The organism is Tenacibaculum sp. 1_MG-2023 (assembly GCF_030547425.1).
GTDB lineage: Bacteria > Bacteroidota > Bacteroidia > Flavobacteriales > Flavobacteriaceae > Polaribacter.
Map to the genome: position 1 here is coordinate 16,703 of NZ_JAUORH010000012.1, position 18,736 is coordinate 35,438.

Sequence of the window (18,736 nt, forward strand, 5' to 3'; positions counted from 1 at the left end):
TGCTTTCTTAAATTTTACATTTGTTATGGATAAAAACTCTTCTAAATTTGTGGGCGTTATTGTACGTGCCTTTATTTCTTTAATGGTCGTTTCTATTTTAGGTATTTTATTAAAGTTCTTTATTACCATACCCAATCGTCTTTTTTTTAATAGACCTATAGCATATACCAGTACACATTATTCATATAAACCAGGACAAAATGGATGGACTTTTGATTTTTTTGCATTAAATAATGATGGTTTATATATAACCCTTCCTTTACTTTTAGTGATTTTTATTGCTCTATTTTTTTACTTTGGGATATTTTCTGCTATTGCAGCATTTTTAAATTTTAAAGCACAAAACACGCAATTAGCCAAAAGAGATTTTATTTTAACACTACTTGTTGTTAGCTTCTACTTTATGCCCAAATTCATAAATATTGATTCTTTTTTAAACATTAATGAAAGAGGTGCTTATGTACTTAAAGAGCGTATATATAATCCTAATAATGAAATTTGGGAAATAGGTATACAAAAAATAAAAGGTAGCTATATTAAAGAACACAAAACCGTAAGCAATGACTCTTCATTTTTAATTGTAAAAAAAATTAATACTTCCAAAGTAGATACTGTTTTATTTGAAAAGTTAGTTCTTCCTGCTAATAATATTCATACTTTTAATGCAAAAAACACTCTATGGTTATTTGAAGCTTCTAATAATTATTTAAGGGCTTTTGACATGGTTAACAGCTCCATGATTATAAAAAATAAAGAGAATTTAAATCGTATGATGCCAGAAAAATATCAAGAAAGAGGTATTGCCGAATTAAGTTACTCTCCTGCTCAAAAAAATAGTATTTATATAAAAACTAATTATGGTGAGGTATTATACTTGCATACAGATGATAATTTAATCACTGATAAATATAAATACATTAACAACACATACTATTTAAAACGCATAAACGAACATAGATATAAGTTATTTGCAAAAAAGAAACAGCTAGCTGCTACTTTACAAGAAGCTATATTTTTAAATGCTGAAGTTATTTCTTACACAAGTAGTGTTATTATTATTAGACACAAAGTCAACATAAAAAAAGAAACACCGTATACCATTTCGGCATATGATACTACAACAGGAAATAAACTATGGGACTTTAATGAAGAAAACAATTCTTTTTTAAATGATGTTCATGGTAAAATAATTGTAGACGTAACTTTTTTACCAAACAAAACAGTTCTTAGTTTTTATGATGCTTTTACATTAAAAGGAAATGTAATAATAGATAATCAAGGAAAACCTATAACACAAAATATTGAAAATTAACTAAGAAACAAAAAAACTAGCAAATAGACATTAAAAGAACATCTTGTGTATTGCATATTTAGGCTGTTTTAAATTATGGTTAATGACAGCCTTCAACTGAATTATGAATATCTGTTACAGGAAGAGGAGAAACATAAGGTATTCCTAACCCTAATCCTCTAAGAATAAACAATACTCCTATAAAAACTACAACATAAGGTATTGCTTGTTGAATTCTTTTTCGCACTAAACCATTTGCAAAATTACCTACATAAACTACTGCTGTCATTAACGGTATAGTCCCTAACCCAAATAGAAACATATATAGGCTTCCTGACAACATATTTGTTGTAGTTAGTGCTCCAAAAACTGCCATATACACTAATCCGCAAGGCAAAAATCCATTTAGAAAACCGATGGTAAAAAAAGTATCATTTCCTTTTTTCTTTAATTCTTTCCCTAAAGAAGATTTTACCTTCATTACCAATTTATTTATTGGATTTGAGAAGTTGTATTTTTGAAAGGTTTTAGGTACAAAAATTGCCAAAATCATTAATACTCCAACAATAATAGAAAGTTGTTGCTGAAATCCGAAGAAATAAAACCCTTTTCCTAATAAACCAAACAAAAAGCCTATTAAACTATAAGTAAATAAGCGTCCAAAATGATAGCTCGTAATTTGAAAAAACTGTTTTACTTTATTCGTTCTGTCTACAGGTAACATAAAGGCTATAGGACCACACATGCCTATACAGTGAAAACTACCTAATAAACCAAATATGATTGCTGAAAGAAACATTAATATACTAACTCTTTCTGAAATAAATAATCTTTATTTTTGTAGTTCCAGGAAACTGTTATGTTCCAACGACCACCCAACAAACGTTTCTCAGGCACGAGCAAATATGTTTCGGAGATCGAAATAGGCATTTCGAAATCCAGTTGTTTATCAGATGGTCTGTATAGGAACACTTTTCCTTTTATATCTTTAGGGTTAAAGTCCGTTGGAAAATGGACTTTAATTCCTTCAGTTACTTTTTCTATTTTAATATTCTTTTTTAATGCTTTTGCATTTTTAGTAGCATCTAATTTGTTCTGAAATTCTAATTCTTGTTGATAATATTTTTCAGTTACCAAATCGTGATTAAAGTTTTTACCTGTACTCATCGTAATTACGAAATACATAATAAAGCCTATAAATCCTATTATTGCTATTACTATACCCGTGCCCCAGTTTAATTTCATTTTAATTTGTTTTTAGTCTTTGGTTCTTAATCTTTATTCGTACTTACTCCTAAAAACTAATGAGCTTTAGACTGATTTATCTATAACTTCTTGGTCCTAAAAAGTTGGTTGTAGTCGTTTCAATAAGTTTATCACCACTATATACACCTATTTTTAGTTTTTCTTTTTCATTTTTCATTTCAGACTGATGTAACTCTATAAATAAGGTTCCTTCTGCTAATCCTTGTTTAGGTACTTCAAAATCTTGATGTGTTACTGTTTCTATCGTTCCATTATGAGATAGCAATTTATAACTCACATTGTCTATCTGTTCGGTTGTTTTATTTACTACTTTAAAAGTGTAAATATTACTAATAATTCCGTTTTCTTTATGTTGATACAATTGACCTGGTAATCGTAAAATTGTAGCTTCTACATCATTTCTTAAAAATAACATTCCTACTAAAATTCCAGTCAAAATGAATAATACAGCAGAGTACCCCTTCATCCTTGCTGTAAACTTAAAAGGAGCTTTTTTAACAATGTTTTCTTCACTGGCATAACGAATTAACCCTTTTGGCAACCCAACTTTTTCCATCATGTGGTCACATTCATCAATACAAGCTGTACAGTTTACACACTCTAACTGTGTTCCGTTACGAATATCAATTCCTGTAGGACATACATTAACGCATTGAAAACAATCAATACAATCTCCTTTTCCTGTCGCTGTTCTATCTTCTTTTTTATTAAACTTTCCTCTTCCTGCCTTTCCTTCTCCTCTTACATGATCATAGGCAACATTAATCGTTTTATTATCTAACAATACTCCTTGTAATCTACCATAAGGACAAGCAATAATACACACTTGCTCTCTAAACCATGCAAAAATAAAATAGAACACTCCTGTAAAAATTAACAATGAAATTAAAGTACTTACATGATCTAATGGGTTTCCTGTTATATAACTTATAAGCTTATCACTTCCTATTAAATATGCTAAGAATACATTTGCTATAATAAAAGAGATTATAAAAAAGAGAACCCATTTTAAAATTCTTTTTCTAATCTTTTCAGCATTCCAAGATTGCTTAGCCAAACGAATTTGCTTTCCTCTATCTCCTTCAATTAAATATTCTATTTTTCTGAAAACCATTTCTAAAAAAATGGTTTGTGGACAAATCCATCCACAAAAAATTCGACCAAAAACAACTGTAAATAGAATGATAAACACCACTCCTATTATCATGGAGATTACCATTAAATGGAAATCTTGTGGCCAAAAAGGAAATCCGAAAATATTAAACTTACGCTCTAAAACATTGAATAGTAAAAACTGATTTCCGTTAATTTTAATGAAAGGTGCTAGTAATAAAAAAGCTAATAAAAAGTAGCTTACATAGCTTCGGTATTTATAAAACTTACCACTTGGTTTTTTTGGAAACACCCAAGCCCTTTTTCCTTCATCATTTATAGTACCAATACTATCTCTGAATTGTTCGTTTTTGGGTGTTTCCATAATCAACTATTAAAAACTAATTTGTAACTATTATTTTTATTGAATACTGTCTTTTGGCTGTTCTTCTGTTGGTTCTGCAACAGCTGGTGCTTGACCTTCTTCTTTATATAACTCTCCTTGAGGTTCTTTTGGTTTTGCTGGGGTAGTTCCTTGTAAAGAAATAATATAACTTGCTACTTTTTGAATGTCTTTTGGCTTTAAAGTTTTATTCCAAGCAACCATCCCTTTACCGTCTCTACCTCCATTAGAAATCGTGTTAAAAATGTTTTTGACACCTCCACCTAAAATCCAATATTCATCGGTTAAGTTTGGTCCAATACCTCCACCACCATCTGCAATGTGACAAGCAGCACAGTTTAGGTTATATACTGCTTTACCTCTACTTAAATCACCAGCATCTGTTAAAACAGTTACCGTTTCAGCATCAATAACTGCTTCTTTAGAGTTTGATTTAAACGCTGCTAATTCTCTTTTAGCTTCTGCTACAGCTTGTGCATATTCCATTTCTTGATTATCTGCTCCTAGTACATGATATCTTACTAAATATACTGCTGCAAAAATAATTGTTGCATAGAACATATATAGCCACCATGGTGGTAAGTTATTGTCTAACTCTTTAATTCCATCATAGTTATGATCAAGAATAATTTCATCCTCTTCTTCCACGGCTTTAGCTTCCGTCCATTTATCTATAATTTTCTTTGCCCAAGCCCAGTTATCAACTTCTTCTGGTTGAATACCATCCTTTTCCATTTGAAGCTGCTTTGCTTTTTGTTGAGCAACTATATTTAACGCTTCTTTTAAAATAACTACTGTTACAAGCCCCACAATTGCTATCCATACTAACGGATGTTCATACAAACTAAATGGATTTTTGTATGATTTAATTGCAGTAGCAATAGCAAAAAAGGTTACTGCAACAAAAATGATATATACTATAGATTGAAAATATTTTTTCATCTTGTTTAATTTTACTAATTATCTAAAGGTAATTTACTTACATTTCTTATATATTCTCTTTTGGCCGTAAATACCCACCAAAACAACACTACAAAAAATGTAAAAAATATGGTTAGCGAAATAATTGGGTATATTTCAATACCTGCAATAGTTTCCATATGGCTTTTCACAAACTTTAACATAATTTCTAGTTTTTAGCGCTTAATTGATCTTCAATATCTTTTACTTTAATATCGGTTCCTAATCTTTGTAAGTAAGCGATTAAGGCTACGATTTCTCTATCTTTCATTTCAATGAAAGTTTGTCCGTTTTCTTGAGCATATTTCTTATCTGCTTCATAGTTTGTTGCAAAATCTGGATCAGCATATAAGTTCTCTTGAATTTTGGCTCCTTGCTCTTCCATACTTGCTTGCGCATTGGCTATATCTTCTTTAGTATATGGAACACCTAAACTAACCATTGCTTTCATTTTACCTTCGGTATCGCTCTTATCTAATTCGTCTCTTACTAACCATTGGTATGAAGGCATGATAGAACCTGGTGAAGTACTTTGCGGATCGTACATGTGATTTAAGTGCCAACTATCATTATACTTACCTCCAATTCTTAATAAATCTGGACCTGTACGTTTAGATCCCCACAAGAAAGGATGATCGTATACAAACTCTCCTGCTTTTGCGAACTCTCCATAACGTTCTACTTCTGATCTGAATGGACGTACCATTTGTGAATGACATCCTACACACCCTTCACGGATATAAATATCTCTACCTTCCAATTCTAAAGGTGTATATGGTTGTACGCTTGTTATAGTTGGAATATTTGACTTCACTAATAAAGTTGGTATAATTTGAACAACACCTCCAATTAAGATTGCTACTGTAGCATAGATTGTTAATTTTACAGGTCTTCTTTCTAACCAAGTATGCCAACCTTCTTTAGAAGTTCTGTATTTAGATACTTTTGTTAATGCCGCTGCTTCTGCTAGTTCATCTGTTACTCCACTTCCTGATCTTACCGTTTTAACAATGTTGTATAACATTACAAATGCTCCAAGGATAAATAAACTTCCTCCAATAGCACGCATCCAATACATTGGAATAATTTCATTTACTGTTTCTAAGAAGTTACCATATGTTAATGTTCCATCAGGGTTGAATTGTTTCCACATTGAGGCTTGTACAAATCCTGCTACGTACATTGGCAATGCATACATGATAATACCTAAAGTACCAATCCAGAAGTGGAAGTTTGCCAATGCTGTAGAATATAATTTTGTTTTAAACATTCTTGGTACTAGCCAATATAACATACCAAAGGTTAAGAAACCATTCCATGCTAAAGCACCTACGTGTACGTGAGCAATAATCCAATCACTAAAGTGAGCAATTGCATTTACATTTTTTAATGATAGCATTGGTCCTTCAAAAGTTGCCATACCATAACCTGTAATCGCTACTACCATGAATTTTAATACTGGATCAACTCTTACTTTATCCCATGCTCCACGGAGTGTTAATAATCCGTTGATCATACCTCCCCAAGATGGTGCAATTAACATTACAGAAAATGCAACTCCTAAATTTTGAGCCCATTCTGGCAATGAAGTATATAATAAATGGTGAGGTCCTGCCCAGATGTAGATAAAAATCAACGACCAGAAGTGTACAATCGATAATCTATACGAGTATACTGGACGATTTGCCGCTTTAGGAACAAAATAGTACATTAATCCTAAGAACGGAGTAGTTAAAAAGAACGCCACCGCGTTGTGTCCATACCACCATTGTACCAATGCATCTTGAACTCCTGCATATACTGAGTATGATTTTAAGAAACCAACTGGTAGTGCTAAACTATTAAATATGTGTAATACCGCTACGGTTACAAAAGTTCCTAAGTAAAACCAAATAGCTACATATAAATGACGTTGTCTTCTTTGTAAGATTGTCCAAATCATATTAGCACCAAAAGCTACCCAAACTAATGCTATGGCAATATCAATTGGCCACTCTAATTCAGCATATTCTTTTGATGTAGTATACCCCAGCGGAAGTGTTATGGCTGCTGCAACAATTATTAACTGCCATCCCCAAAAGTTAAAGTTACTTAAAAAATCACTCGCCATACGGGCTTTCAGTAATCGTTGTAGTGAGTAATAAACTCCTGCAAAAATGGCATTTCCTACGAAAGCAAAAATTACTGCATTCGTATGCAATGGTCTTAAACGTCCAAAACTTAACCATGAAATTCCATCAGTTAAATTTGGGAATAAGAACATAAAAGCCAATAACAATCCTACTGAAAAACCTACTATCCCCCATAGTAAGGTTGCGTAGATGAATTTTTTTACGATTTTATTATCGTAATAAAATTGTTGCATTTCCATAATCTATTTGAATTTAATATCTATTGTTAATTGTTAGTTTTTGTTTCTTCTTTTACCAGTTCATCATCAAACAACATGCGAACTGAGGGTGTGTACGAATCATCGTACTGCCCTTTTTTTACTGAAACAATAAATGCTATAAAGAAAATAATAGCCACTAAAATACTTAGTGATAGTAGTAAGTAAATAACGCTCATATCTTGCCTGATAATTATAGTTCAAAGATACTTGTGAAGATTTTCTTAAAATATGACTTTTGTCATGTTTCAAGTTTTTTGTACAAAAAAACTCGAAGAAAAAATATTCGAGTTATTTGTTGTTTAAATTGTCATTGAAAACAGTTTGGTTTCAGGTTGTTTTTTGTGTAATTTTTTATCAAATGCCATACAAATATTACGCACATAGGGTCTTGCCTTTTCTGGAACAGTTAACTTACTCCCTTTTATAGAAACCAAACCATCAGCCATCATTTCTTCTAATTTTTCTATATGTGTTTCTACATTTTCAATCTGTAACGAATATTCTTCCCACGATGTGGAAAAATGACACATAATATTTAAGATATGTTTTCTTATGATTAAATCTTCTTTGGATAATATATGTCCTCTAAACACAGGTATTTCTCCTTCGTTTACAACTCTTTCGTACTCTTTTACCGTTTTTACATTTTGTGCAAATCCGTACCAAGAATCAGATATTGACGACATTCCTAAACCAACCATTAATTGCGTTTTGTTAGCGGTATACCCCATAAAGTTACGATGTAATGTTTTCTCTTGGGTGGCTTTGTACAAACTATCAGTAGGTAGTGCGAAATGATCCATTCCTATTTCTACATACCTCATTTCTGCAAATAACTCCTTTCCTATTTCATACAGTTCTCGTTTTTCTTCATTCTTCGGTAAATCATCTTCATTAAAACCTCGTTGTCCAACTCCTTTTACCCAAGGAACATGTGCATAACTATAAAACGAAATCCTATCAGGCTCTAATTCTTTGGTTTTATTAATAGTATAAATTACATTTTCTTTGGTTTGAAATGGAAGCCCGAACACTAAATCGTGACTAATAGAAGTATATCCTATTTCTTTTGCCCAATTGTGTACTTTTTGGACATTCTTAAAAGGTTGTACTCTATGAATTGCCTCTTGCACTTTAGGATTGTAATCTTGTACTCCAAAACTTACTCTTGTAAAACCTAAATCGTATAGTGTTTGTAAGTGTTCTTTAGTGGTGTTATTTGGATGCCCTTCAAAGCTGAATTCATGTTCGGGGTGTTTTTTTGCATTGACAAAAATCCCGTCAATTAACCTTTTTAATTGTGTCTCTGAAAAGAATGTTGGGGTTCCTCCTCCTAAGTGAATTTCTTTTATCACTGGTGTTTCATCTACCAAATCAACATATAATTGCCACTCTTTCAAAACTGTTTCTATATACGGACCTTCCATTTCATGACGCTTGGTTATGTGTTTATGACATGCGCAAAATGTGCATAAACTTTCACAGAATGGTAAATGAATGTATAAACTGATTCCTTCATCTGCATTACTTTCTATAAACGACTGTTTAAAGGTTTTTATCCATTTTTCTTTTGAAAAAGTATCGTTATCCCAATACGGAACTGTTGGATAGCTCGTGTATCTGGGACCTGGAATATTATATTTTTGTATTAGTGAGTTTTTCATGTGTGTATTTTTATTAGCAAGAGATTTCTCGCTATCACTCGAAATGGCAATTATGCCAATTCTAGAGCTATTTCTATCATTTCTTTAAAAGTTTGTTCTCTTTCATCTACGGTAGTTCTCTCTCCTGTAACTAAACTATCTGAAATCGTTAAGATGGATAACGCATTTACTTTATGTTTAGCTGCAACTGTATACAATCCGTTAGTTTCCATTTCAACACACAATACCCCATACGCTGACCATTTTTTATAGCTTTCAAATTCATCGGCATAGAATTCATCTGAACTTAAAATATTTCCTGCTTTTAATGGAATTCCTTTCTGCTTCGCAGTTTCAATAGCTTTTTGGAATAGTTCAAAACTTGCTGTTGGCGCAAAATCAGCCCCATTAAAACGGATGGTATTTAATCCTGAGTTAGTAGATGCCGCCATAGCAATAACAATATCACGGATTTTAACTTCTTTTTGATAAGAGCCTGCAGATCCTACTCTTATTAAATTTTTAACTCCATATTCATTAATTAATTCATGAGCATAGATTAATGCAGAAGGAATTCCCATTCCTGTTCCTTGAACAGAAATTTGTTTTCCATGATATGTTCCTGTAAATCCTAACATACCACGAACATCATTATAACAAATTGGATTTTCTAAAAATGTTTCTGCTATCCATTTTGCACGCATAGGATCGCCTGGTAATAAAACAGTTTCTGCTATTTCTCCTTTTTTTGCTTCTATATGTATGCTCATTTTAATATTGATTTTTACCTGAAACACCACTAGTTACTAAAGAAACTCCAGAAGAAGTTCCTAAACGTGTTACTCCCATTTCTATATACTTCTTAGCTGTTTCTATATCTCTAATACCCCCAGCTGCTTTTATCTGAGCTCTTCCATCTACAACACTATCCATTATTGCAACGTCTTCAAAAGTTGCTCCTCCAGTACCAAAACCTGTCGATGTTTTTACATAATCAGCACCGGCTTCTACCGCTAATTCACTTGCTACTTTAATTTGTTCTTTAGATAAGTAACAGTTTTCAAAAATTACTTTTAATATATTTCCTCCTATTTCTTCTTTAATCAATCGGATTTCGTTTTCTACATAATCTTCGTCTCCTTCTAACAGCTTACCTATATTGATAACCATATCAATTTCTGAAGCCCCCTTTTTTATACAATCTTTAGCTTCAAAAACCTTAGCTCTGGTTGCCATTGCTCCTAATGGAAAACCTATTACTGCTGCTACTTTCACTTCTAAGTCTTGTAATTCTTTAGCTGCTAACTCTACATAACATCCATTTACGCAAACTGCATAAAAATTATATTCTTTAGCTTCATTACACAACTTAACAATATCTGCTTTTGTTGCTGTTGCTTTTAGTAACGTATGGTCTATGTATTTATTAATATTCATAATTATACATCTTTTACTCTTTTTAAAGTATCTAATTTTGATAACGATAACCTTACAACACTTTCTTCGATAGCTGTTAGATTATGTACTACTTGTGGTTTTAATGAAATTATATCTCCAGTAACCATTTGTTTTACTTCTCCTGCAACTCCAAAATCTATAGATCCTTTTATTATTTGAACAATGATTGCAAATGGAGCTTGGTGATCTTCCATAGTTTGTCCTTTTTTAAATACCACTCGTATTTCTTTTGAAAAATCTGTATCTAATAATAAAGACACTCCTGGTTTAAGTTCATTAAACTTTATATCATTTAAAAATGAGGCTACTTGCATAATTTTTTATTTTATTTTTCTTCCTAATATATTGGTAGCTATGGTTGTAAAAACCACGACACTAATTGAACTCAACGGCATTAAAATAGCTGCTATTACTGGCATTAATTGTCCTGTTACCGCAAAATAAAGTCCAACAATATTGTACATTAAAGATAGTAAAAAACAATACTTTATAATTTTTATAGCCTTTTTCGATGCTTTAATGTAATTTCCTATTTCACTAAATTTTGTAGCATCTAAAATAGCATCGCATGCAGGTGAAAAGACATTGATATTTTCTGATAATGCTACTCCTACATTACTTTGTGCTAGCGCTCCTGCATCGTTTAATCCATCACCAATCATCAATACACTTTTATTTTTCTCTTGTAGCCCTTCTACGTAGTGTAACTTATCTTGTGGTTTTTGATTGAATAAAAATGTAATTTCCTTTGGTAACAATTCTTCCAAAAACTTCTTTTCTCCTTCATTATCTCCTGAAACTACCGATAAATCATATTCTTTACTTAAATCAGAAAACAAGCCTTCAACTCCTTTTCTATAGGCATTCTTGAATATGTATTTTCCTTTGTAATCGTTATTTACACTAATATGAACCGAAGTATCAAGGTTTGATTGTTCTTTTGCATTTTTCACAAAAGAAGATGAGCCTATTTTTATAGTTGTTTGTTGGTAACTTGCTTCAATTCCTTTTCCTACATATTCTTGATAACCTTCAACAGGTAACATTTCTTCTTTTAATGAAGTATATAGCATTCTACTCAACGGATGATTTGATGCTCGTAATGAACTTTTTAAAATCGATTTATGCGTTTTGTTCAAACCTTCCCCTTCGTATGTTATCGTGTTTTCTTTATTTGTAGTAAGTGTACCTGTTTTATCAAAAATAACCGAACTTACTGCTGCTAATTGTTCTACTACCGTTGCATTTTTTAAGTAGAATTTCTTTCTTCCAAAAATTCGTAAGATATTTCCTAAAGTAAACGGTGCTGCTAATGCAATAGCACACGGACATGCAATAATTAATACTGACGTAAATACATTTAATGCCAAACTTGAATCGTGATACAACCAAAATGCTGTAGACAAAAACGCTATAGACAATACGATTATCGTAAAGTTTTTACTGATTTTATCGGTTAATGTTTTGAATGATGAGTTTTTATCTTTCTGAAACACATCGTTACTCCATAACTGTGTCAAGTAACTTTGTGAAACTGAAGCTAGTACCTCCATCTCTATACTTCCTGATAATTGTTTTCCTCCTGCAAATAACTTATCTCCTGACTTTTTATTTACAGGAACTTCTTCACCTGTAACAAAGCTATAATCTATTTTTGCCTCTCCGCTAATTAAAATTCCATCAACAGGGATTAACTCTTGATTCCTTATTAGTAATCTATCTCCTTTTGTAACGTCATATATTTGTGTGTTCTCCTCCTTGCCATCAATAGTTATCTTGGTTACAGCAATTGGAAAATAAGATTTATAATCACGTTCAAATGATAAGAAATTATAGGTCTTTTGCTGAAAAAACTTTCCTAGTAATAAAAAGAAAACGAGTCCTGTTAAACTATCAAAAAAGCCTGTTCCTAAGTCAAAAACTATTTCTGCTGTACTACGTATAAACAGTACTAAAATTCCTAAAGCAATTGGAACATCAATATTTAAAATTTTTGAACGAAGTCCTTTATATGCTGAAATGAAATAATCTTGTCCTGCATAAAAAACTACAGGAAGTGAAAATGCGAACATTAACCAACGGAAGATTCCTTTATATTGTTCTAACCAGTATTCAGACACTTCAAAATACTCTGGAAATGACAAGAACATCACATTTCCAAAAGCAAAACCTGCTATTCCTAACTTATAAATTAGACTACGATCTACTTTCTTTTTACCAACCTCATAATCTTCTAAACTTATGTAAGGTTCGTAACCAATAGAACTTAATAGTAATACGACCTCTTTAAGTGATGTTTTTTCAGAGTTAAAAGTAATTCGAACTGTTTTCTTCGGAAAGTTAACCTGTGATGAAGACACATACTCTTGTAGTTTGTGTAAATTTTCTAATACCCAAATACATGAGCTACAATGTATATGCGGAATGTATAAATTTATTACCTGCACATTACCGTCGTTAAACTCTAATAGTTTATCTACAATAGATCCATTATCCAAGAAATCATATTTTCCTTGTATCTCTTCAGGTATTGCTCCTGGGTTGTTTTGAAAATCATAATAACAAGTTAGATCGTTTTCTGAAAAAATTTCATAAACTGTTTTACATCCATTACAGCAGAAAAATTTATCTTCTATTGTAATTGTTTTTGTATCGCACTCGTTACCACAATGAAAACATGTTGTGCTTTCCATATTTACTCTTTTGCCTTGTACAAATGTCCGATAAGATTACAAATTAAAACATGATAATTATCAGCTTTTCCGTATATTTGAGTAGCAAAAAAAAGGCATATTATGAGCAAATGTGAACAGTGTATTATTCGAGAATTCAACTCTTTAAAAGCCTTGACTAAAGATGAATTAGTAAGAATCTCTGGGTGCAAAACTTCTAAAACAATTAAAAAGGGAGAGACTCTTTTTAATGAAGGGGAGTACATTAATGGTGTTTTTTGTGTTAAGGACGGTGTTTGTAAAGTATCTAAAATGAGTGATAATGGTAGAGATCAAATTATTCATTTAATTAGAAAAGGAGATATTTTAGGTGAACGTAGTTTAATAAACAATGAAGCTTCTAATTTAAAAGCCATTGCCGTAAATGATATGGAAGTTTGCTTTATTCCTAAAGAAGAAATTCTCAGAGATTTAGAAAACAATTCTAACTTTTCCATGAATGTTTTGAAAAAAATGGCTAATTCTTTAAAGAAAGCTGACGGTGTTATTGTTGATATGGCTCAAAAAACTGTAAAACAACGTTTAGCTGCTACTCTCTTACTATTAGACACTAAGTTTGATAAAAACGAAAATGGCTCTATAAACATTAATTTATCAAGAGAAGATATTGCTAATATTATAGGCACAGCAACTGAAAGTGCTATCCGTTTACTTTCTGAGTTTAAAAAGAAAAAATTAATCGATTTAAAAGGAAAAGAAATATTTATAACTGATGTAAAAACTCTAAAAGAGCTTTCAGAAGGGTTCTAATCTTTCTTATATTATTACAAACAAAAAAATCGTCTAAATAGACGATTTTTTTGTTTTAGGCTTCACCAGTAGTACCTCCAAAGTTCATTGGAATTGGTGGCTGCTCGTAATCTTTAATTTCACCATGTGCTTGTTCAAACTTACGAATATTGTCTGCTAATGCTTTTGATAAACGTTTAGCATGCTGTGGTGTTAAAATTATTCTTGATTTTACTTTTGCTTTTGGAACTCCAGGCATAATATTAATAAAATCTACTATAAACTCTGAAACCGAATGGTTTATAATAGCTAAATTACTATAGGTTCCTTCTGCTATTTCTTGATCTAATTCTATATTTAATTGTGGGTCTTTATTATTATCTTCCATAATTAAGTCTTACTATTATTTAGTTAAAAAATAAGGGTTTAGAGTTCTAAGAACTCTAAACCCTTGATATTATTTATAAACTCAAGTTTTTATAAACTTTGTTCAATCTCATCCTTAGGTCCAACTACTATGTCTTCGTAAGCTCTCATTCCTGTACCAGCTGGTATACGTTTACCAACAATTACATTTTCTTTTAATCCTTCTAAGGTATCAATTTTACCGTTTACAGCGGCTTCATTTAATACTTTAGTTGTTTCCTGGAATGATGCAGCTGAGATAAATGACTTCGTTTGTAACGATGCTCTTGTAATACCTTGTAATACTTGCTCAGCTGTTGCTGGTTGTGCATCACGTGCTACTACTAAGTTTTTATCTTCTCTACGTAATAACGAGTTTTCATCTCTTAATTGACGAGCTGAAACTATTTGTCCTGCCTTTAAATTTGTAGAATCTCCAGCATCTTCAACAACTTTCATTCCGTAAATAGCATCATTTTCTTTGATGAAATCAATTTTATGAACTAATTGATTTTCTAAGAATAAAGTATCTCCTGAATCAATAATTCTAACTTTACGCATCATTTGACGTACTACTACTTCGAAATGCTTATCGTTAATCTTCACCCCTTGTAAACGATATACTTCTTGAATTTCGTTTACTAAGTACTCTTGTACTGCTGAAGGTCCTTTAATATTTAAGATATCTATTGGAGTAATTGCTCCGTCAGATAATGGCATTCCTGCTTTAATAAAGTCGTTTTCTTGAACTAAGATTTGATTAGATAACTTAATTAAGTATTTCTTAATCTCTCCAGTTTTAGATTCGATAATAATTTCACGATTACCACGCTTAATCTTACCAAATGATACAACTCCATCAATTTGCGCTACTACAGCTGGATTAGAAGGGTTACGCGCTTCGAATAACTCTGTTACACGTGGTAAACCTCCTGTAATATCTCCTGCTTTACCAGACTTACGAGGAATCTTAACTAAAGTTTTACCTGATTCTACTTTATCTCCATCACTTACCATTAAGTGTGCTCCTACTGGTAAACTGTACGAACGTAACGCGTTACCATCAGCATCTTCAATAATTAATGAAGGAATAATCTTCTTATTCTTAGAATCTGTAATTACTTTTTCTTGGAATCCTGTTTGTTCATCAACTTCTACAGAGAAGTTAATTCCTTGCTCTAAGTTATCAAACTTAACTTTTCCTCCAAACTCAGAAACAATAACTCCGTTAAATGGATCCCATTGACATACTGCATCTCCTTTCTTAATGGTCTTTCTATCTTTATCAAAAAGAATAGAACCATAAGGAATAATGTTAGTACTTAATACAATTCCTGTTTTCTTATCTGTAATCTTAATCTCTGCTGTACGAGAAATTACGATTTCTACTTCTTCTCCTGCTGAATCTTTACCTTTTACAGTACGTAAATCATCAATTGATACAGAACCGTCGAATTTAGCGATTAACTTATTATCTTCTGAAATGTTTCCTGCTACCCCACCAACGTGGAACGTACGTAATGTTAACTGTGTACCAGGCTCTCCAATAGATTGTGCTGCAATTACACCAACTGCTTCACCTCTTTGAACTTTTTTACCTGTTGATAAACTTTGTCCGTAACATTTTTCACAGATTCCTCTTTCAGATTCACATGTTAATGCTGAACGTACTTCAACCTTATCTATTCCTGAAGCTTGTATTTTATCAGCTAAGACTGGTGTTATTAACTCTCCTGCTTCAACTAATAACTCGTCAGAAATAGGCGCGTAAACATCATATAATGATGTACGTCCTGAAATTCTTTCGCTTAAAGGTTCAACGATTTCATCGTTTTTCTTTAATGGAGCTACTTCCAATCCTCTTAATGTACCACAATCTACTTCGTTTACAATTACATCTTGTGATACGTCTACTAAACGACGTGTTAAATAACCTGCATCGGCTGTTTTTAATGCGGTATCGGCAAGACCTTTACGTGCACCGTGCGTTGAGATAAAGTATTCTAAAATTGATAAACCTTCTTTAAAGTTCGATAAAATTGGGTTTTCAATAATTTCTCCACCTCCAGCAGTCGATTTTTTAGGTTTCGCCATTAATCCACGCATACCTGTTAACTGACGAATCTGCTCTTTAGATCCACGCGCTCCAGAATCTAACATCATAAATACTGAGTTAAACCCTTGTTGATCTTCACGTAAACGCTTCATCGATAATTCAGTTAATCGGTTGTTGGTAGACCCCCAAACATCAATTACCTGATTGTAACGCTCTTTTTGCGTTAACATACCCATGTTATAGTTCATAACGATTCCATCCACTTCTTTATTAGCTTCAGCAATCATCGTATGCTTTTCTTCTGGAATAATGATATCTCCTAATGAGAACGATAAACCTCCTTGGAAGGCAAACGTATAACCCATACCTTTAATATCATCTAAGAATTTACCTATCGATGGAATATCCGTTACTTTTAAGATATTGCCAATAATTCCACGTAACGATTTTTTGGTTAATACCTCATTAATATATCCTGCTTGCTCTGGTACTACTTCATTAAATAATACTCTACCAACGGTAGTTTCAATTATTTGAGTTACTAACTCTCCGTTTTCGTTGAAATCTTTAGTTCTTACTTTTATTCCAGCATTTAAGTCTACTCTGTCTTCGTTATAAGCAATAGTAACTTCTTCTGGAGAATAGAAAGTTAATCCTTCACCTTTAATTGGCACTTCTGGAGTTGACTTTCTTTCTTTTGTCATATAGTATAACCCTAAAACCATATCCTGAGATGGTACCGTAATTGGTGCTCCATTTGCAGGGTTTAAGATATTGTGAGAAGCTAACATTAATAATTGTGCTTCTAAAATAGCTTCTGGTCCTAATGGTAAGTGAACCGCCATTTGATCTCCATCAAAGTCGGCGTTAAATGCCGTACATACTAATGGGTGTAAACGAATTGCTTTTCCTTCAATTAATTTTGGTTGGAAAGCTTGGATACCTAAACGGTGTAAGGTAGGAGCACGGTTTAATAAAACTGGGTGTCCTTTAATTACATTTTCTAAAATATCCCAAACAACTGGTTCTTTTCTATCAATTATTTTCTTTGCAGATTTTACTGTCTTAACAATTCCTCTTTCAATTAACTTACGAATAACGAAAGGCTTGTATAATTCAGCTGCCATATCTTTTGGCAATCCACATTCATATAATTTTAATTCTGGTCCAACTACAATTACCGAACGTGCAGAGTAATCAACACGCTTACCTAATAAGTTTTGACGGAAACGCCCTTGTTTACCTTTTAAACTATCAGATAATGATTTTAATGGTCTGTTAGACTCTGTTTTTACAGCTGATGATTTACGTGTGTTATCAAATAATGAATCTACTGATTCTTGTAACATACGCTTTTCATTACGTAGAATTACCTCTGGTGCTTTAATTTCCATTAATCGTTTTAAACGATTGTTACGGATAATTACACGACGGTATAAGTCATTTAAATCAGAAGTTGCGAAACGACCTCCATCTAATGGTACTAATGGACGTAATTCTGGTGGAATTACCGGAACTACTTTCATTATCATCCATTCTGGATTGTTTTCTCTATTCTTTTGAGAGTCTCTGAATGCTTCAACAACATTTAAACGCTTTAGTGCTTCGTTTTTACGTTGTTTAGAAGTTTCAGTATTTGCTTTGTGACGTAACTGGTATGATAATTCGTCTAAATCGATTCTCTCTAATAAATCGATTAAACATTCTGCTCCCATTTTAGCGATGAACTTATTAGGATCAGAATCTTCCAAATACATATTTTCTTGTGGAAGCTCATCTACGATATCTAAATATTCTTCTTCAGTTAAGAAGTCCATTTTTTGTAATGGTTCTCCTTCAGTATTTTTAGCGATACCTGGTTGAATTACTACATAACGTTCGTAGTAAATAATCATATCTAACTTCTTAGATGGTAACCCTAAAAGGTATCCCATTTTGTTAGGTAATGATCTAAAGTACCAAATATGTGCAACTGGTACTACTAAGTTAATATGACCTACTCTATCTCTACGTACTTTTTTCTCAGTAACTTCAACACCACAACGGTCACAAACGATACCTTTATATCGAATTCTTTTATATTTACCACACGCACACTCATAGTCTTTTACAGGACCAAAGATACGCTCACAAAATAACCCATCTCTTTCTGGTTTGTGCGTACGGTAGTTAATAGTTTCTGGTTTTAACACCTCTCCTTTAGAAGCCTCTAAAATAGACTCAGGTGATGCTAAACCTATTGAAATTTTGTTAAACTTCTTAACAGTGTATTTTTCGTTTTTTCTTGCCATGATAATGGATTCGAATTA

At 32.2% G+C, this 18,736-nt stretch carries 16 protein-coding genes; 2 read left to right on the forward strand and 14 right to left on the reverse strand.

Going from position 1 to position 18,736, the window contains the following annotated elements:
* Nucleotides 1-25 precede the first annotated feature (25 nt).
* Nucleotides 26-1,312 (forward strand): hypothetical protein, encoded by a 1,287-nt coding sequence (locus Q4517_RS09520; RefSeq protein WP_303508498.1) that lies wholly within the window; start codon nucleotides 26-28, stop codon nucleotides 1,310-1,312.
* 79 nt (nucleotides 1,313-1,391) lie between these two features.
* Here the strand turns inward: Q4517_RS09520 and Q4517_RS09525 are convergent, their stop codons facing one another.
* The 12 genes from Q4517_RS09525 to Q4517_RS09580 form a co-directional block, all read right to left on the reverse strand.
* On the reverse strand, nucleotides 1,392-2,090 hold the full coding sequence (locus tag Q4517_RS09525) for a sulfite exporter TauE/SafE family protein (protein ID WP_303508500.1): 699 nt from the start codon (nucleotides 2,088-2,090) through the stop codon (nucleotides 1,392-1,394).
* Entirely contained in the window at nucleotides 2,090-2,536 is a 447-nt protein-coding gene (locus Q4517_RS09530; protein WP_159493741.1) for a FixH family protein, read from the reverse strand. Before Q4517_RS09530 ends, Q4517_RS09525 begins: the two co-directional genes overlap by 1 nt.
* A 76-nt stretch (nucleotides 2,537-2,612) precedes the next feature.
* A complete protein-coding gene (ccoG, locus tag Q4517_RS09535) occupies nucleotides 2,613-4,034 on the reverse strand; it encodes a cytochrome c oxidase accessory protein CcoG (protein ID WP_303508512.1) in 1,422 nt (473 codons plus the stop codon).
* Nucleotides 4,035-4,070: 36 nt separating this feature from the next.
* The gene (locus tag Q4517_RS09540; protein ID WP_303508515.1) at nucleotides 4,071-4,994 is read right to left on the reverse strand and encodes a cbb3-type cytochrome c oxidase N-terminal domain-containing protein; all 924 of its coding nucleotides are present in this window, start codon (nucleotides 4,992-4,994) and stop codon (nucleotides 4,071-4,073) included.
* Between the two features lie 14 nt (nucleotides 4,995-5,008).
* Nucleotides 5,009-5,176, reverse strand: coding sequence for a CcoQ/FixQ family Cbb3-type cytochrome c oxidase assembly chaperone (locus Q4517_RS09545; RefSeq protein WP_303508517.1), 168 nt, complete (start codon nucleotides 5,174-5,176; stop codon nucleotides 5,009-5,011).
* A gap of 5 nt (nucleotides 5,177-5,181) precedes the next feature.
* Entirely contained in the window at nucleotides 5,182-7,383 is a 2,202-nt protein-coding gene (gene ccoN / locus Q4517_RS09550; protein ID WP_303508518.1) for a cytochrome-c oxidase, cbb3-type subunit I, read from the reverse strand.
* Between the two features lie 26 nt (nucleotides 7,384-7,409).
* Complete coding sequence (gene ccoS / locus Q4517_RS09555; RefSeq protein WP_115902068.1) at nucleotides 7,410-7,580, reverse strand: cbb3-type cytochrome oxidase assembly protein CcoS; 171 nt, start codon at nucleotides 7,578-7,580, stop codon at nucleotides 7,410-7,412.
* Between the two features lie 123 nt (nucleotides 7,581-7,703).
* Nucleotides 7,704-9,068 (reverse strand): oxygen-independent coproporphyrinogen III oxidase, encoded by a 1,365-nt coding sequence (hemN, locus tag Q4517_RS09560; protein WP_303508526.1) that lies wholly within the window; start codon nucleotides 9,066-9,068, stop codon nucleotides 7,704-7,706.
* Nucleotides 9,069-9,118: 50 nt separating this feature from the next.
* Nucleotides 9,119-9,817, reverse strand: a complete 699-nt coding sequence (gene deoD, locus Q4517_RS09565; RefSeq protein WP_303508529.1) for a purine-nucleoside phosphorylase — start codon at nucleotides 9,815-9,817, stop codon at nucleotides 9,119-9,121.
* A 1-nt stretch (nucleotide 9,818) separates the two neighbouring features.
* A complete protein-coding gene (deoC, locus tag Q4517_RS09570) occupies nucleotides 9,819-10,484 on the reverse strand; it encodes a deoxyribose-phosphate aldolase (protein WP_303508532.1) in 666 nt (221 codons plus the stop codon).
* Nucleotides 10,485-10,486: 2 nt separating this feature from the next.
* On the reverse strand, nucleotides 10,487-10,819 hold the full coding sequence (locus Q4517_RS09575) for an AraC family ligand binding domain-containing protein (protein WP_303508536.1): 333 nt from the start codon (nucleotides 10,817-10,819) through the stop codon (nucleotides 10,487-10,489).
* Nucleotides 10,820-10,825: 6 nt separating this feature from the next.
* Complete coding sequence (locus Q4517_RS09580) at nucleotides 10,826-13,198, reverse strand: heavy metal translocating P-type ATPase metal-binding domain-containing protein (protein WP_303508539.1); 2,373 nt, start codon at nucleotides 13,196-13,198, stop codon at nucleotides 10,826-10,828.
* A 102-nt stretch (nucleotides 13,199-13,300) separates the two neighbouring features.
* On the opposite strand from Q4517_RS09580, the gene Q4517_RS09585 reads away from it, so the two are divergent.
* Nucleotides 13,301-13,987: a Crp/Fnr family transcriptional regulator gene (locus Q4517_RS09585; RefSeq protein WP_303508542.1), complete on the forward strand. Its 687-nt coding sequence runs from the start codon at nucleotides 13,301-13,303 to the stop codon at nucleotides 13,985-13,987.
* 55 nt (nucleotides 13,988-14,042) lie between these two features.
* On the opposite strand, the gene Q4517_RS09590 is transcribed toward Q4517_RS09585, so the two are convergent.
* Nucleotides 14,043-14,354, reverse strand: a complete 312-nt coding sequence (locus Q4517_RS09590; RefSeq protein WP_303508544.1) for a DUF3467 domain-containing protein — start codon at nucleotides 14,352-14,354, stop codon at nucleotides 14,043-14,045.
* A gap of 89 nt (nucleotides 14,355-14,443) precedes the next feature.
* Complete coding sequence (rpoC, locus tag Q4517_RS09595) at nucleotides 14,444-18,718, reverse strand: DNA-directed RNA polymerase subunit beta' (protein WP_303508546.1); 4,275 nt, start codon at nucleotides 18,716-18,718, stop codon at nucleotides 14,444-14,446.
* Between the last annotated feature and the right edge of the window lie 18 nt (nucleotides 18,719-18,736).

What these genes read in the sequence shown, in the direction of transcription:
- Q4517_RS09520 (WP_303508498.1), top strand. Translation starts at nt 26, where the DNA reads ATGGATAAAAACTCTTCTAAATTTGTGGGCGTTATTGTACGTGCCTTT.
- Q4517_RS09525 (WP_303508500.1), bottom strand. Translation starts at nt 2,090, where the DNA reads ATGTTTCTTTCAGCAATCATATTTGGTTTATTAGGTAGTTTTCACTGT.
- Q4517_RS09530 (WP_159493741.1), bottom strand. Translation starts at nt 2,536, where the DNA reads ATGAAATTAAACTGGGGCACGGGTATAGTAATAGCAATAATAGGATTT.
- ccoG (WP_303508512.1), bottom strand. Translation starts at nt 4,034, where the DNA reads ATGGAAACACCCAAAAACGAACAATTCAGAGATAGTATTGGTACTATA.
- Q4517_RS09540 (WP_303508515.1), bottom strand. Translation starts at nt 4,994, where the DNA reads ATGAAAAAATATTTTCAATCTATAGTATATATCATTTTTGTTGCAGTA.
- Q4517_RS09545 (WP_303508517.1), bottom strand. Translation starts at nt 5,176, where the DNA reads ATGTTAAAGTTTGTGAAAAGCCATATGGAAACTATTGCAGGTATTGAA.
- ccoN (WP_303508518.1), bottom strand. Translation starts at nt 7,383, where the DNA reads ATGGAAATGCAACAATTTTATTACGATAATAAAATCGTAAAAAAATTC.
- ccoS (WP_115902068.1), bottom strand. Translation starts at nt 7,580, where the DNA reads ATGAGCGTTATTTACTTACTACTATCACTAAGTATTTTAGTGGCTATT.
- hemN (WP_303508526.1), bottom strand. Translation starts at nt 9,068, where the DNA reads ATGAAAAACTCACTAATACAAAAATATAATATTCCAGGTCCCAGATAC.
- deoD (WP_303508529.1), bottom strand. Translation starts at nt 9,817, where the DNA reads ATGAGCATACATATAGAAGCAAAAAAAGGAGAAATAGCAGAAACTGTT.
- deoC (WP_303508532.1), bottom strand. Translation starts at nt 10,484, where the DNA reads ATGAATATTAATAAATACATAGACCATACGTTACTAAAAGCAACAGCA.
- Q4517_RS09575 (WP_303508536.1), bottom strand. Translation starts at nt 10,819, where the DNA reads ATGCAAGTAGCCTCATTTTTAAATGATATAAAGTTTAATGAACTTAAA.
- Q4517_RS09580 (WP_303508539.1), bottom strand. Translation starts at nt 13,198, where the DNA reads ATGGAAAGCACAACATGTTTTCATTGTGGTAACGAGTGCGATACAAAA.
- Q4517_RS09585 (WP_303508542.1), top strand. Translation starts at nt 13,301, where the DNA reads ATGAGCAAATGTGAACAGTGTATTATTCGAGAATTCAACTCTTTAAAA.
- Q4517_RS09590 (WP_303508544.1), bottom strand. Translation starts at nt 14,354, where the DNA reads ATGGAAGATAATAATAAAGACCCACAATTAAATATAGAATTAGATCAA.
- rpoC (WP_303508546.1), bottom strand. Translation starts at nt 18,718, where the DNA reads ATGGCAAGAAAAAACGAAAAATACACTGTTAAGAAGTTTAACAAAATT.